Source organism: Streptomyces sp. NPDC004609 (genome assembly GCF_042873655.1).
GTDB lineage: Bacteria > Actinomycetota > Actinomycetes > Streptomycetales > Streptomycetaceae > Streptomyces.
In genome coordinates this window covers 77436-91362 of the sequence record NZ_JBIALS010000028.1, presented here as the reverse complement: position 1 = coordinate 91362, position 13927 = coordinate 77436, and the positions used below count along the sequence as shown (strand labels likewise).

13 protein-coding genes are annotated in these 13927 nt (G+C 72.6%); 6 read left to right on the top strand and 7 right to left on the bottom strand.

Annotated features, from left to right (window positions below; translation table 11 throughout):
- Positions 1-162 precede the first annotated feature (162 nt).
- Positions 163-3390: a BTAD domain-containing putative transcriptional regulator gene (locus ACFYT4_RS25540; RefSeq protein ID WP_389273421.1), complete on the bottom strand. Its 3228-nt coding sequence runs from the start codon at positions 3388-3390 to the stop codon at positions 163-165.
- A 203-nt stretch (positions 3391-3593) separates the two neighbouring features.
- Here ACFYT4_RS25540 and ACFYT4_RS25535 point away from each other — a divergent pair, with 203 nt between their 5' ends.
- From ACFYT4_RS25535 to ACFYT4_RS25525, 3 genes are all read left to right on the top strand, one after another.
- Positions 3594-4178 (top strand): NADPH-dependent FMN reductase, encoded by a 585-nt coding sequence (locus tag ACFYT4_RS25535; RefSeq protein ID WP_389273418.1) that lies wholly within the window; start codon positions 3594-3596, stop codon positions 4176-4178.
- A 136-nt stretch (positions 4179-4314) separates the two neighbouring features.
- Positions 4315-5922, top strand: coding sequence for an MFS transporter (locus ACFYT4_RS25530; RefSeq protein ID WP_389273415.1), 1608 nt, complete (start codon positions 4315-4317; stop codon positions 5920-5922).
- 309 nt (positions 5923-6231) lie between these two features.
- Positions 6232-6663, top strand: coding sequence for a hypothetical protein (locus tag ACFYT4_RS25525; RefSeq protein ID WP_389273412.1), 432 nt, complete (start codon positions 6232-6234; stop codon positions 6661-6663).
- A 688-nt stretch (positions 6664-7351) separates the two neighbouring features.
- Here ACFYT4_RS25525 and ACFYT4_RS25520 read toward each other — a convergent pair.
- Entirely contained in the window at positions 7352-7867 is a 516-nt protein-coding gene (locus ACFYT4_RS25520) for an EF-hand domain-containing protein (protein ID WP_389273409.1), read from the bottom strand.
- 263 nt (positions 7868-8130) lie between these two features.
- Between ACFYT4_RS25520 and ACFYT4_RS25515 the strand changes: the two genes are divergently transcribed.
- Positions 8131-8712, top strand: coding sequence for an RNA polymerase sigma factor (locus ACFYT4_RS25515; RefSeq protein WP_389273406.1), 582 nt, complete (start codon positions 8131-8133; stop codon positions 8710-8712).
- Positions 8709-10019 carry a maleylpyruvate isomerase N-terminal domain-containing protein gene (locus ACFYT4_RS25510; protein ID WP_389273403.1) on the top strand — a complete coding sequence of 437 codons (1311 nt, stop codon included), beginning with the start codon at positions 8709-8711 and terminating at the stop codon, positions 10017-10019. Before ACFYT4_RS25515 ends, ACFYT4_RS25510 begins: the two co-directional genes overlap by 4 nt.
- 194 nt (positions 10020-10213) lie before the next feature.
- Here ACFYT4_RS25510 and ACFYT4_RS25505 read toward each other — a convergent pair whose 3' ends face one another.
- Positions 10214-10738 carry a hypothetical protein gene (locus ACFYT4_RS25505; RefSeq protein WP_389273400.1) on the bottom strand — a complete coding sequence of 175 codons (525 nt, stop codon included), beginning with the start codon at positions 10736-10738 and terminating at the stop codon, positions 10214-10216.
- 140 nt (positions 10739-10878) lie between these two features.
- Between ACFYT4_RS25505 and ACFYT4_RS25500 the strand changes: the two genes are divergently transcribed.
- Positions 10879-11118, top strand: a complete 240-nt coding sequence (locus tag ACFYT4_RS25500) for a hypothetical protein (RefSeq protein ID WP_389273397.1) — start codon at positions 10879-10881, stop codon at positions 11116-11118.
- A 178-nt stretch (positions 11119-11296) separates the two neighbouring features.
- On the opposite strand, the gene ACFYT4_RS25495 is transcribed toward ACFYT4_RS25500, so the two are convergent.
- The 4 genes from ACFYT4_RS25495 to ACFYT4_RS25480 form a co-directional block, all read right to left on the bottom strand.
- Complete coding sequence (locus tag ACFYT4_RS25495; protein ID WP_389273394.1) at positions 11297-11941, bottom strand: dihydrofolate reductase family protein; 645 nt, start codon at positions 11939-11941, stop codon at positions 11297-11299.
- Entirely contained in the window at positions 11938-12264 is a 327-nt protein-coding gene (locus ACFYT4_RS25490) for a transposase (RefSeq protein WP_389273391.1), read from the bottom strand. Before ACFYT4_RS25490 ends, ACFYT4_RS25495 begins: the two co-directional genes overlap by 4 nt.
- Before the next feature lie 110 nt (positions 12265-12374).
- Positions 12375-13226 carry a formyltetrahydrofolate deformylase gene (purU, locus tag ACFYT4_RS25485; RefSeq protein WP_389273388.1) on the bottom strand — a complete coding sequence of 284 codons (852 nt, stop codon included), beginning with the start codon at positions 13224-13226 and terminating at the stop codon, positions 12375-12377.
- A 133-nt stretch (positions 13227-13359) separates the two neighbouring features.
- A complete protein-coding gene (locus tag ACFYT4_RS25480) occupies positions 13360-13806 on the bottom strand; it encodes a hypothetical protein (RefSeq protein ID WP_389273491.1) in 447 nt (148 codons plus the stop codon).
- Positions 13807-13927: the final 121 nt, after the last annotated feature.

Sequence of the window (13927 nt, the reverse complement as noted above, 5' to 3'; positions counted from 1 at the left end):
CGCCGGACCGGGCCGGCCGCCGCGTCCTCGGGCGGCAGCCCGTTGCCCGTCCGCCGGACCCCGCTCGCACGCGGTACGGGCGGCCCGCGCCCGCTCCTCGGCGCCGGGCGGGCACGCGGTACGGGCCGGCGGCCCGCGCCCGCTCCGCGCCCGGCGGCGTCGTCAGAGGTCGGCGGAGGTCTTTGCGCAGGTGTCGGGGTCGAGGGCGGCCCCCCGTGCGAACTCGGCCTCGTAGCCGGTGTCGCCCAGCTCCCGCCGGGCCCCCGCGGAGATACGGTCCACATCGCCCCGCTCGCCCTGCGGCAGCGGCACCCCCACCGAGGCGCGGGCCGCCGAGGCCGCCCCCAGCAGTCGGGCCGCGTGCCCCGGGTGCCCGGCCAGCAGCCGCGCACCGGCCAGCCCCTCCAGCGCCAGCGCCACCGCCCGCGGGTCACCGGTGGCCCGGGCGGCCGCCATCCCGTCCCGCTGGAGCTCCAGGGCCCGCTCCACCTGCCCCCGCGCCTCCGCGGCAAAGCCCAGCTCGGCGAGGATCAGCGCGGGCATCCCCGGCTCGTACCCCATCCGCCGGTGCAGGGCCAGGACATTGGCCATATGGGCCTCCGCGGTGTCCAGGTCGCCCTCCCGCCGGGCCCCCATCCCGAGCCCGATCTCGGCGAACTGCTCACCGAACGAGTGGGACTGCTCGACGGCGAGCCGCCGGGCGCGCTCGTGGTACTCCCTGGCACGCGGCAGATCCCCCGTCAGCAGGGCGATCCGGCCCAGCCCCGTGAGCTGGAAGGACACTTCGGGCCAGAGCCCGAGGTCCTCCGCCTTGCGCAGCCCGTCCCGCAGCAGCCGCCCCGCGAGCGGATAGTCGCCGACCACCTCCGCCAGGGTCTGCAGCGGCACCATCGCCTGCAGCTGCCCCCACTGGTCGCCCAGCTCGCGGAAGAGCTCAAGACTCTGCTCGCCCTGCCGGCGCAGCGCACCGAAGTCGCCCCGCAGCTTCGCCTGGAACGCCCGGCTGGCGAGCGCTGCCGCCGTGCCCCAGGTATCCCCCAGCGACCGGAAGGCGGCCAGCGCGCGGCCGACCAGCTCCTCGCTCGGCAACATATCCCCGATGCCGTACAGATGGGACCCCAGGAACCACTGCGCCCGCGCCCGCCCGCCCGGGTCGCCGGCCTTCTCGTACGGCAGCAGCGCCGCCCGGTACTCCGCCCGCGGGTCCGCGCTGCCGCCGAGCACCAGCCGTACCCCGCCGAGCCAGGCCGTGGCCCCGGCGACCCGGGCGGCGTGCGCCGCCGGGTCCGCGGTCCCGGTCGCGGGGACCGAGAGCGCCTGGGTCAGCCAGCGCAGGGCCTCGCCGCTGCGGCCCCGCAGATGCCAGTACCAGCTGAGCGCGTTCACCAGCCGCAGCGCGCGCTCCGAGTCCCCGGACCGGACGGCGCTCTCCAGGGCGGTGCGCAGATTCGCGTTCTCCGCGTCCAGGCGGCGCAGCCACTGCCGCTGCCCGTGGCCCCGCAGATGCGGCTCGGCCCGCTCGGCCAGACCCGTGTAGTAGTCGCGGTGCCGGAGCTGAAGCCCGGTCAGCTCGCCGTTCTCCCGCAGACGTTCCAGGCAGTACGCGGTCACCGACTCCAGCAGCCGGTAGCGCGGCCCGTCCGCCGTGTCGGTGACCATCACGAACGAACTCTCCACCAGCCGCGCCAGCAGATCGAGCACCTCCGACCGGTCCATGTCACCCGCGGGGCAGATCTCCTCGGCGGCGGCGAGGGTGCAGCCGCCGGAGTGCACCGCGAGGCGCCGCAGCACCGCGCGCTCCCGGTCGCCGAGGAGTTCCCAGCTCCAGTCGATGACCGCGCGCAGGGTCCGCTGCCGGGCCGGGGCGCCGCGTACCGAGGAGGCCAGCAGAGGGAACCGGTCGTCCAGCCGGGCCGCCAGCTCGGCCACGCCCAGCACCCGTACCCGGGTCGCGGCCATCTCGACCGCCAGCGGAATGCCGTCCAGACGACGGCAGATCTCCGCGACCGTCCCGGCGTTGGACTCGTCGAGGACGAAGTGCGGGGCGGCGGCCGACGCCCGGGCCGCGAACAGCTCGACCGCGCCCGACCGGTCCAGCGGCGGCACCTCGCGGATCCGCTCCCCGGCGACGCCCAGGGGGATCTGGCTGGTCGCCAGCACCCGCAGCCGGGGCGCCGACCCGAGCAGCTTCTCCACCAGTTCGGCGACCGCTTCGACGACGTGCTCGCAGTTGTCGAGGACCAGCAGTGCCGGCCGGTCGCCCAGCGCCTGCACCACCCGGTCGGTCAGCGTCGGCAGCCCGCCTCCCCCCGGCAGCGGGGAGATGTCGTCCCGTACCCCGAGCAGCGCGGCGACCAGCTCCGCCACCTCGGTGTCCCGCGGGCCGCGCGAGGGGTCGAGCGCGGCGAACTCGGCCAGCCGGACCCCGCCGGGGAAGGCCGGACCCTCCCGCGCGGCGACCGCCAGGGCCAGCCGGGTCTTGCCGACCCCGCCGGGACCGGTCAGCGTCACCAGCCGGTGGGCGGTGAGCGTCGCGCGCAGCTCGCCGACGGCCTCGTCCCGGCCGATCAGCTCGGTCAGCGCGCTCGGCACGTTCGACGGCGGCCGGGCCGCCGTGGTCGACGGCGAGGGTACGGCGGCCAGCGCCGGGTCCTGGGTGAGGATCGCCTGGTGCAGCGCGGCCAGTGCGGGGCTCGGATCGAGCCCCAGCTGGTCGGCGAGCCGCTCACGCAGCTCGGCATAGCTGCTCAGGGCCGCGCTCTGGCGGCCCGCGAGATACAGCGCCCGCACCTGCGCGGTGCGCAGCCGCTCGCGCAGCGGGTGCAGGTCGACCAGATCGCCCAGCTCATCGGCGACCAGGGCGTGTTCCCCCAGCTCCAGCCGGGCCTCCGCCTGCTCCTCCAGCGCGGTCAGCCGCTGTTCCTCCAGCCGGGCCGTGGCCGCGCGGGTGAACTCCTCGTCCGTGAAGCCGCCGAACGCGGGCCCCCGCCACAACGCCAGCGCGTCGGCGAGCAGGGCCGCGCGCTCCCGGGGGTCGCCGGTGGCCCGCGCCCGGGTCGTCAGATGGTGGAACCGGTCCGCGTCCACCGCGTCGGAGCCCGTCCGCAGCCGGTATCCGGGCGGGGAGAGCGAGACGACCAGGTCCCGGCCGCCGGGCTCGGCGTCCTCCAGGGCGCGGCGCAGCCGCCAGACCTTGTTCTGGAGCACCGCGGCCGGGTTGCCGGGCAGGCTCTCGCCCCACAGATCGTCGATCAGCCGGTCCGCGGAGACGGGGCGTCCCCGGTGCACCAGAAGACAGGCCAGCAGGGCGCGGACCTTGAGCTCCGGGACCCGCACCGGCCTGCCGTCCGCCGTCCACACCCCCAACGGGCCGAGCACCCCGAAACGCATGTGATCACGCTAACCCACGCGGACGGGCGGTGACGGGACCGGTACCCGCGGCTCCGGCTCCCGGCCGGCCGGAGGCCGTTCCGGAGCGGCCTCCGGGAGCGACCGAGAGCGGACCGAGAGCGGACCGGGACCGGCCGGGCGCACGGTGGGGGTCCGCGCCGGCCGAGAAGGTCCGTGCCGGCCGAGAGAACGAGGAACCCGACATGCCCGAACGCAGTCTGCGCGTGGCCGTCGTCGACGGCAGCATCAGGACCGGCCGCTCCGGCCCCACGCCCGCGCGGTGGATCGCCGCCGAGGCGGCCGGGCGCGAGGACCTGGAGGTCGATGTCGTCGATCTCGCCGAGGCACGCCTTCCCGACGCGCCCCCGGAGAACGGCACGGTCCCCGTACCCCGGGCCGTACGGGACCTGGCGCGACGGCTGGCCCGGTCCGACGCCTTCGTGATCGTCACACCGGAGGACACCCACGGCTTCCCCGCGTCCCTCGGGAACGCGATCGGCTGGTACACCGACGCGTGGAAGGCCAAACCGGTCGCCCTCGTCGGCTACGGCGGGCCGGGCGGCGGCCTGCGGGCGGTGGCCCGGCTGCGGGAGATCCTCCCCGGGAAGCACGCGGTCACCGTGCGTGAGTCGGTGGTCTTCCCCGGCCACGCGGAGGAGTTCGACGGCGAGGGCCGGCCCGGGGACCCCGAGGGCGGTACGGCCGCCGCCGGGGCGATGCTCGACCAGCTCACCTGGTGGGGCCACACCCTGCGGGACGCCCGCGAGCAGCGCCCGTACCGCGGCTGACCGGGTCTGTACGCCGTCCGCTGCTCGGGGGCGTGACGACCGGTCCGCCCGCACCCTCCGCGTACTCCCGCGCTCTCCGCGTACTCCCGCACCCGCTCCCGGTCCTCCCGGACCGCCAACATTCTCAGGGAACACCATGTCATCGACCGTCCCCGAGGCCGCGCCGCCCAGGGCGGGTGCCCGGGAATGGGCCGGACTCGCCGTGCTGGCCCTGCCCACCCTGCTGATCGCCCTCGACCAGAGCGTGCTGTTCCTGGCCCTGCCGCACCTCGCGGAGTCACTGAATCCCACGGGCACCCAGACCCTGTGGATCATGGACATCTACGGGTTCATGATCGCCGGGTTCCTGGTGACGATGGGCACCCTCGGCGACCGGATCGGCCGCCGCAGGCTGCTGATGACCGGCGCCCTGGTCGTCGGCGTCACCTCACTGATGGCCGCCTTCTCCACCAGCGCCGAGATGCTGATCGTCACGCGCGCCCTGCTCGGTGTCGCCGCCGCCACCCTGATGCCGTCCACGCTGGCCCTGATCAGCAACATGTTCCGGGACGGGCAACAGCGCGGCCGGGCCATCGCGGTCTGGGCCAGCTGCTTCATGGGCGGGACCGCGCTCGGCCCCGTGGTCGGCGGCATGATGCTGGAGCACTGGTGGTGGGGCTCGGTCTTCCTGCTCGGTGTCCCGGTGATGCTGATCCTGCTGGTCTCGGCGCCGTTCGTGCTGCCCGAGTACCGCGACCCGAACGGCGGCCGGATCGACCTGGCCAGTGTGGCGCTCTCGCTCGCCGCGATCCTGCCGGTCGTCTACGGGCTCAAGGAGGTCGCCCGCGAGGGCTGGGAGCCGATCCCGGTCATCGCGATCGTGGCGGGCCTGGCCGTCGGCGCGGTGTTCGTCAGGCGCCAGGGCACGCTGGAGCACCCGCTGATGGACCTCAGCCTCTTCAAGCGGGGCGCCTTCACGGCCTCGCTGCTCATCCTGATGTTCGCCATGGCCACCATGAGCGGCAGCTACCTCTTCATCACCGGCTACCTCCAGATGGTCGAGGGCCTCTCCCCGGCCGAGGCCGGTCTGTGGATGGTGCCGTCGGCGATCGTCTCCATCATCGCGTCGACGCTGGCCCCGACACTGGCCAAACGGCTGCCCATGGGGGTCGTCCTCGGCTTCGGTCTCGGTGTCACCACCATCGGATATCTGCTGCTCGCCTTCGTCGACCCGGTCGGCGGTCTGCCGCTGCTCATCACGGGCTTCGTGATCGCCTTCCTCGGCACCGGACCCATCGGCGCCCTCGGCACCAACCTCGTGGTCGGCTCCGCCCCGCCGGAGAAGGGCGGCTCCGCCGCCTCGCTGTCGGAGACCAGCGGTGAGTTCGGCGTCTCGTTCGGCCTCGCCGCGCTCGGCAGCCTCGGCGGCGCGCTCTACCAGAGCGGGATCGCGGTGCCCGACGGGCTGTCGGGGGACGCCGCCGACACCGTCCGGGGCAGTATCGAAGGCGCCCTCTCCGAGGCCGACAGGCTTCCTGGCGCCCTCGGCGACCAGGTCCTGGAGGCCGCCCGGGAGGCGTACACCGGCGGACTGAACACCGTCGCCGTCGTCTGCGCCGCGCTCGCCGCCGTCACCGCGGTTCTCGCGACGACCGCACTGCGCAGGGCCGGCGGCGACGGCGGGGCCCACGGGGGCGGCGCCGAGGAGGCCGCACCGGTGGAGGCCACGGCCGAGGACACCCTCCAGCCGGCCCGCAACCGCTAGGGCGTCGGGAGACGGCGCCTCGGGGGACGCACCGCTTCGTGGACATGGTGTGTTCCCCCGTGACGCGTGTGCCGACGCCGTCCGACCGAAATACGGGGCCGCCACCCACCCGGGCCGCCGGACGGGCCCGATCCGCATCTCTTCCGCCCGCCTCTGTCCCCAATCCGCGCCCGCCGGACGGGCCCGGTGGCGGCTCAGGGCACAGCGCTCCCCAAGTTCCTCTCGCAAACCCCTGGACGGCTAACGGCGTTAGCCCTATAGTCCTTCTTATCGGCTAACACCGTTAGCCACCGACGCGGGGAGACCACGATGAACGTTCGGACCACGGAAGCGGCGAGCACGGCGAACACCACGGGCACGGCTCAGGCGGCTGCGGGGCCCGCGACGGCGGGCACCGACTGGGAGCCGGGCACGACGGACGGCAGGGGGCCGCGTCCGCTCGGGCGGGTCGTCGGATGGGGCACCCTCGCGGTCGCGCTCACCGCCTTCGCGATCTTCGAGTCCGTCAAGTACGGCCTGCCCACCACCACCGCCGCCGTCCTCTTCTTCCTCGCACCCGGCCTCATCACCCGCACCACCGGCACCCACAGCACCGCCGGACGCATCGCCCTCAACGGCTGGATCCCCCTCGCCGTCATGGTCTTCTACGCCTTCGGCCCCCTCATCTGGCCGCCCCTCTTCACCGCCGCACTCGCCTGGGAAACCCGCGTCGTCATCGCGCGGATGCTGCGGCGCGGCTGAGGGGGGCTTCTCCCCGGCCGCCCGGGGCCCGCGCACACCAGGGGTGGACTCTCCCACGGCGGGAGAGTCCACCCTGATTCCGTGAACGGCGCCGGTCTCCTCTCCACCGGCGGGCGGCACAACCTCCGCGCCGAAGGGGTGCCCCGGCCGCGTACCCCTCGCTGTCCGCGCGCCTGCGGACCGGGACGCACGGCCGGTGCGCCGCAAGGCCCCGGGAGCCGCGCCGACCGGATCGAGCCGGAGGGGCCGGGACCGCGGTGTCGCGACCATGGTGCGCGGGCCGGGCGCGGCGGTGCTGGTGATCGAACTGATGGCGGCTGGCGTCACCGCCGCCGCGGTCGGGGCGGATTCCGGTCCGGGCAGTGGCGGCTGCGGTGGTACGCCCTGCCCGCCGCGTTCGCCCTGACGGCGATCGTACGGATGATCTTCGCGCCCGGGGCCGCGTCCTGAGCCGGGAAGCCCCGAAGCCCTTGGTTCCGGGAGCCCGGGGACCCCGAGAGCCGGAAGCCCAGGGCCCCGGGAGCCCAGGGCCCCGGGAGCCCAGGAAACCCCGGGAGCCTTTGAGCCGGGAGCCCTCCGTGTCCCCGGCCGCCCGCACGGCGGTCCGTAACGGCGATCCCGCAACGGCAGTCCCGCAGCCGCGGTCCGCCCGTCCCCGGAGCGCCCGGGGGCGAGCGGACCGCCGGCCCTACGGGTGCTCGGGCGTCACATAGTAGGAAGCGAACGCCGACAGGACCTCGTCCTCGTCGATACGGCCGTCGCCGTCCGCGTCCAGCGCGACCGTGACGTCCCGCGCGATCCCCGGCTCGACGCCCAGGACCCTCAGGACCCGCTCCGCGGCCGAGGGAGTGATCCCCGATCCGTCCTCGTCGGCGACGGCGATGACCGCGTGCAGGAAGGGCCGCGCGATCTCGGCGAAACGCCGGGGATTGTCCCGGAGGCGCTTGACCGCGCCCGTGACGAATTCCTGACGGCTCACCCGCTGGTCGCCGTCCACGTCCGCGATCCCGGCCATGCCCTGCCAGAACGCCTCCGCGCCGTTGTAGAGGGCCTGGCCCTTCTCCGAGCGGGCGGTCGTGGAGAACTCCGCGAGCAGCGCGGCGGCCGCCCCGCTGAAGTCCTCGCGGTCGATGTAGCCGTTGCCGTCCTGATCGAAGGCGGCGAAGCGAGACGCGATCTTGCGCTCGTACTCTGCGCTGTCCATGCGGGGAGAGTACGACTCCATGGGCCCGGCGCGCGCACGTACCCGCCAATTGCCCCCGCCGGAACCGTAAACAAACGCCGAGTGAAGATCTGATCACAGTTTCGAAGGGGGCACGGAGCACCGGTTCCTCTACCATCTCCGGCCTCTCCCGGGGGCGCACTTGAAGCAAAGGGGCGTGCGTAAGTCTCCGCGCGCATTACATTCGAGGAGGACGCGCACGGACAGGTACGGAAGCACTACACAGAGGCGGGCTTGGGGGTCTCATGGCAAAGGACACGCAGCCGCGCTGGGACCGCAAGATGCAGCAGCGGCTCGCGCGGGGAGAGGCCGCGGCCCTCGGCGAGCTGTACGACAAGTTCGCCTCGCTCGTGCACAGCCTGGCGCACCGGGTCCTCGACGACGACGACGCGGCCGACCAGATCACCCGTGAGGTCTTCGGATACATCTGGGAGAACCCCGACGCGTACGACCCGAAGCAGGGCTCCCTGCGCTCCTGGGTCGCCCGGGTGACCAACAACCAGGCCGTCCAGCGGCTGCGCCGGACCGGCGCGGAGGCGCTCGCGGACGGCGGCGAGGGCTCGACGGAGGAGCTGGAGCAGAAGGTGCGCAGGGCCGCGGCGGCCGCCCGCGCGGACTACATAGTCACCTCCATGCCCGCGCCCCTGCGGGCCGCGCTGGAGCTGGCGTACTTCCAGCGGCGGGACTACCGGCAGACCGCCGCCGACCTCGGGGTCACCGAGGACGAGGCCCGCCGCAGGCTGCGGCTCGGCCTGCAACTGCTGTCCACCGCGCACACCCGCCCGATGGAGGGCTCGTCCCCGCCCGGTTACGGACGCTCTCTGTGAACGGGCCCCTGAAGGACGACGACCCCGAGGAGGTACGGGACGCTCCGCGCATACCGGGCCCCCGTGCGGCCGGGGACGACCTCGAACCGCCCGCACCCGCCGGAACGCCGGCCGGAGTGCCGAGGCCCCGCGGGGCCGGCGAGTCCGAACCACCCGCGAACACGGCCGAGGCCGACATGCCTGGAACACCCGCGCCACCCGCGCCCGAAGGCCCCTCCCACAGCGTGCTCAAGTCGCTGCTGGGCGCCTGGGCGCTGTCCGCCTGTTCCGCCGAGGAGACCTCGGCCGTCGAGGAGCACCTCGGCGACTGCGCCGTCTGCGCGGACGAGGCCCTGCGCCTGCGCGGCGCGGTCGAACTGCTGCACACCGAACGTGATCTCGACCTCGATCCGCTGCTGCGGTTCCGGGTGCTGGAGAACTGCCTGGTCCGCAGGCCCGCCCGGATCCCCGTACCGGAGTGGGCGGCTCCGTACGATGCGGAGACCGCGCGGCTCGACGCCCTGCTGCGGGACATCGGCGACGCGGAGTGGCATGCGCCGGTGCGTCTGAAGTGGTTCGACGGCGCGGAGGCGGTGAACCGGAGGACGACCGTCGCCGGGGTGATCGGCCATCTGATGACCGTCGACGGGCTGGTGGCGGGCGCGCTCGGGCTGGACGATCCGCTCGGCAGGGCCGCGCCCCGGGTGCCGCTGGAGCGTACGGAGAAGTTCTGGCGGGCGGATTACCACCCGGCGGGCCGCGGGGTCCACGCCACCTGGCGCGAGCAGAGCCACACCCTGATCCGTACGGTGTCCTTCGCGGGCCAGGGGGTCGCCGACATGCCCGTCTCGTACGGCGACTTCGCGCTCCCGCTGCGCGACTCCCTCCTCGACCGCGCCTTCGAGTGCTGGATGCACGCGGACGACATCGCGGGCGCGGTGGCCTATCCGTACGCGCCGCCGCGCGGCTCCCATCTGCACCGGATGATCGATCTCGCGGCCCGGCTGCTGCCCGCCGCGCTCGCGGGCCGCCGCCGTGCGGGTCTCGCGGCCCCGGCCAGGCAGCTCGTGGCGGCCGGAGCCCCCGGGCGCTCCCTGCATCTGGAGGTCGAGGGCGCGGGCGGCGGCGACTGGTACATCGCGCTCGACTCCCCGGCCGCCCTCGGCTCCCCCGACCACACGGTGGCCCAAGTGGCACTCGACGGCGTCGAGTTCTGCCGTCTGGTGGCAGGCCATGTGCCACCGGAGGAAGCGGCCGCGGGCCAGGACGGCGACCGCGAGGCGATCAGGGACGTACTCTTCGCGGCGGCGTCGCTGAGCCGGCTGTAGAGCGCGCAGGCGTACGGCGAACTCGGGGCCGCGACCGTACAACGGGATCCGCACCCGGCCCCGGCGGCCGCCCCGAGCCGCCCACCGCGCCGAGCCGGCCGGTACGCACGGCGGCGGGACTTACTGAGCGTTTGGTCCGGTGATGGGAACGGAACCACCTGAGGACGGGGGCAGCACGGAGCTGAGCGCCGCCCTCATTCTTCAGGCGTCACACCGAGGTCGTGACGCATGGTGGTTCTCAGAGCCCGGAGGATCTCCCAGACCTCGTGCTGGGCCCGGGCCGCGGTCTCCATCGTTTCGCCTGGCCCGGGGTCTCCTCGTTCGAGGCGTTTCACCTGCCCATAGACCGTGTTCAGAGCTTGGTTGACGACACTCGCCTGCTTGAGCACTTCATCAGGGGCGATCATCTGTGCTTCGGAGTGCCGGTCACGGTGAGCGTTCTTCGCCGCTTCGAGTGCCTCTGTGTCCGACTCCTCCACGCTGCGTTCCCTCATGACATGCAGGTGGCGGTTGAGCGCCGTGGTGAACTGGCGGGCATCTCGATTGAGCTCCACATAACAGGTGCGTCGCAGCGCACGCTCCTCGCGGATCTCCTCATGGCCGCGAACGAGCTCTATCTCCCGGCGCCTCGCGCGCTCCGAGCCGCGCTGCGTGAGTATCGATCCGCCCAGTGTCCCCGCGACGCCCGCCACTGCGATGATCACTGAACTGAGATCCACCGACGCACTCCGTAAACTCTTCGGCCTCGCGCCTGCTGCTCGGCGACGTACCCCGCGGCTTCACGTTCAACGAGAGCGGCGGGCTGATCCATTACCAGGATGCTCTGCTCCTGGCCATCCCGCAGCCCAACCAGACCGGAGTGTGGGGCGACTCCTACATCAGCTTCGCCTCCAGCTGGACCGACGTGCGTCTGAAGGTCCAGTTCCACAACGGCACGGCCTGGCTCCCGGCCAAGGACATCGACGTCAACCAGGCCAACGGCCGGCTCGCCGAAAAACTCCCCCAGGGGATCCAGAAGATCCATGTCGGACGCGTGAAGAAGAGCGGCAGCGACGTCGTCGACGACAACCCCGTCGGCTGGCTCCTCGAAATCCTGTAGCGGCGCCCCGACCCTGCGGTGCCCCGGCCCGGCCACACACCGAACCGGGGCACCGTGTCCGTGCCCGTTTCCGGGGAGGACCACGTGAACTCTTGACGACTGAGTGATCGGAGGAGATCTCCGCTGCCGCGAGGATGACTCCCAGGGGAATCGGTATCGCAGCTGCCGCGAGGATCGGTTACTTGCGCCAGAACAGGTGGTGCGTCACCCCGCTCGGGCTGGGAACGACATCCAGGTGGAACCGGTCGAGCAGCTCATCGGGGGACTCCCAGAGTCGTACTCCGGACCCGAGCTTCACCGGCGAGACCGCCACATGCAGGGTGTCGACGAGGTCGGCGTCGAGAAACTGCCGGATGGTGGTAGCCCCGCCGCCGAGCCGGACGTCCTTGCCCTGCGCCGCCTCCCGGGCCTGTTCGAGGACCGTGGCAGGGTCGCCGTCCACGAAGTGGAACGTGGTGTCGGACAGCGTGAACGAAGGACGCTTGTGGTGGGTCAGCACGAAGACCGGGGTGTGGAACGGGGGCTCGTCACCCCACCAGCCCTGCCACTCGTGGTCCTGCCAGGGCCCGCGCTGAGGACCGAACTTGTTGCGGCCCATGATCTCGGCGCCGATGTTGCGGGCGTAGTCCCGCGTGAAGTAGTCGTCGAGGCCCCGGCTGCCCCCGGGCTCGGTGCGCATGGGCCAGCTCGCCGTGGCGCCGGCCCAGGCGAACAGCCTCTCGGGCTCGACATGTCCGAATGGCCTCTCAAGGCTCTGGTCCTCGCCGGCACCGATGCCGTCACTAGAGACGTTGAAGTTCTGGACCTTCAGTAGCTGAGTCACGTGTTCCTCCTGTGATGGCGGTATCGGTGGTGAGACTCTCCAGGCCGGGCAAACTCATCGCTGCGATTCCCACCCACGTTCAAGGGTGATGTACAGGCGGCGATCCGCCGTGACGCCCGGAGCGGCGTGTTGCCGTGCGGACTGCTGTCGGGGGCGGGGGCTACGGTCCACTGGGCGAAACGCGGCAGACCGTCCGCCGGGCTCGGACCGAACACCGGCGGAAGCCGCCGCCACGTGCAGCCCGAGGCCGCCGCGAAGACGATCGCGGCCACGGTCTCGCGGTCACCAGCCCGACGCCGGTCCCCGCCCCGCGGACGTGTCACCTCGCCGGAGCCACCACGCGCCGGAACAGCCCTCACGGCTCATTCGGCGCCGGCCGCTCAACCAGACCGGTCATGCACTGTCCGACGAGCGATCACGCCCCAGGAAGGTCTCAGGTGAAGACGACCGTGCGCCTGCCGTTCAGCAGGATCCGGTGTTCCGCGTGCCACTTCACCGCGCGGGCGAGTGCCTGGCACTCCACGTCCCGGCCGACCGCGACGAGCTGCTCGGGGGTGACCTGGTGGCCGACGCGCTCGACCTCCTGCTCGATGATCGGGCCCTCGTCGAGGTCGGCCGTCACATAGTGCGCGGTCGCGCCGATCAGCTTCACCCCGCGGTCGTGGGCCTGGTGGTAGGGCTTGGCACCCTTGAAACTCGGCAGGAAGGAGTGGTGGATATTGATGATCCGGCCGCTGAGCTGCTTGCACAGATCGTCCGAGAGGACCTGCATATAGCGGGCGAGCACCACCAGCTCGACCCTCTCCTCCCGCACCAGCTCCAGCAGCTTCGCCTCCGCCTCCGGCTTGTTCTCCCTGGTGACCGGGATGTGGTGGAAGGGGATGTCGTACGAGCCGACCAGTTCGGCGAAGTCACGGTGGTTGGAGACGACTGCGGCGATCTCGACCGGCAGGGCGCCGATGCTGGAACGGAAGAGAAGATCGTTCAGGCAGTGGCCGAACCTGCTCACCATGAGGATGATCCGCATGGGCTCGTCGGCGAGGTGGATCTGCCAGTCCATCTGGAAGGAGTCCCCGACGGCGGCGAAGCTGGCGCGCAGCTTGTCGACGGTCACGGGGGCCTCGGCCGAGAAGTGGACCCGCATGAAGAACAGACCCGTGTCCCGGTCCCCGAACTGCTGACTGTCCTCGATATTGCAGCCCGTGATGAAGAGGTAACTCGACACGGCGTGCACGATGCCCTGTCTGTCCGGGCAGGAGAGCGTCAGGACGTACTGGTCGGTCATCCTCGTAGGGTGCCACACCGGCGGCCCCGGGGCGGATTCCGTCCAGTCGGCGGAACGGCTCGGCCCGGTCCCACCGCCGCGACCCGATCACCGATCACGCGTACGGGTCACGCCGTACGGAGGCAGGCCGGGGTCACGCCGTACGGGTCATGATCCGCAGCACGTCCAGCGACCTCGGCGGGGTGTCCGGGTCCTCGCCGTCGTTCGCCGCGAGCTGCATGTGCGCCTCGCGGGCGGCGCGCACCGCCTCGGGCCAGCCGGGGTGCTCCAGATACGCCGAGACGGGGGCGTCCGGACCCACCTGGTGCATGATCCGCAGCACGCGCAGCACTGCGGCGTCCACCAGCGCGGCCTCGTTCACGTCGCGGAAGATCGTGCCGACGTACTTCTCGGCGGACCAGTTGTCGAGCCAGGTGTCCTCGACGAGCCGGTACACGGCGTCGGTGACATCCCCGTACCCCTCCCGGCCGGCCAGCCAGGTTTCCTGATGGAACACGGGGTCGGAGAGCATATGGAGCGCCGAGCGCACCTGCGTGCGCCAGCGCCACCAGGGCATGTCGTTGAGCGGCATACCGCCCATGGTGGAGGAGCGACGGGCGCGACGGGAAGAGGAGACCGGAGCTTGCTGCACGTTCTCGATCGTACGTTCCTGTTCCGGCGGCCCGGAAAAACCCCCGCTGTTCATCTTCCGGACACCTTTC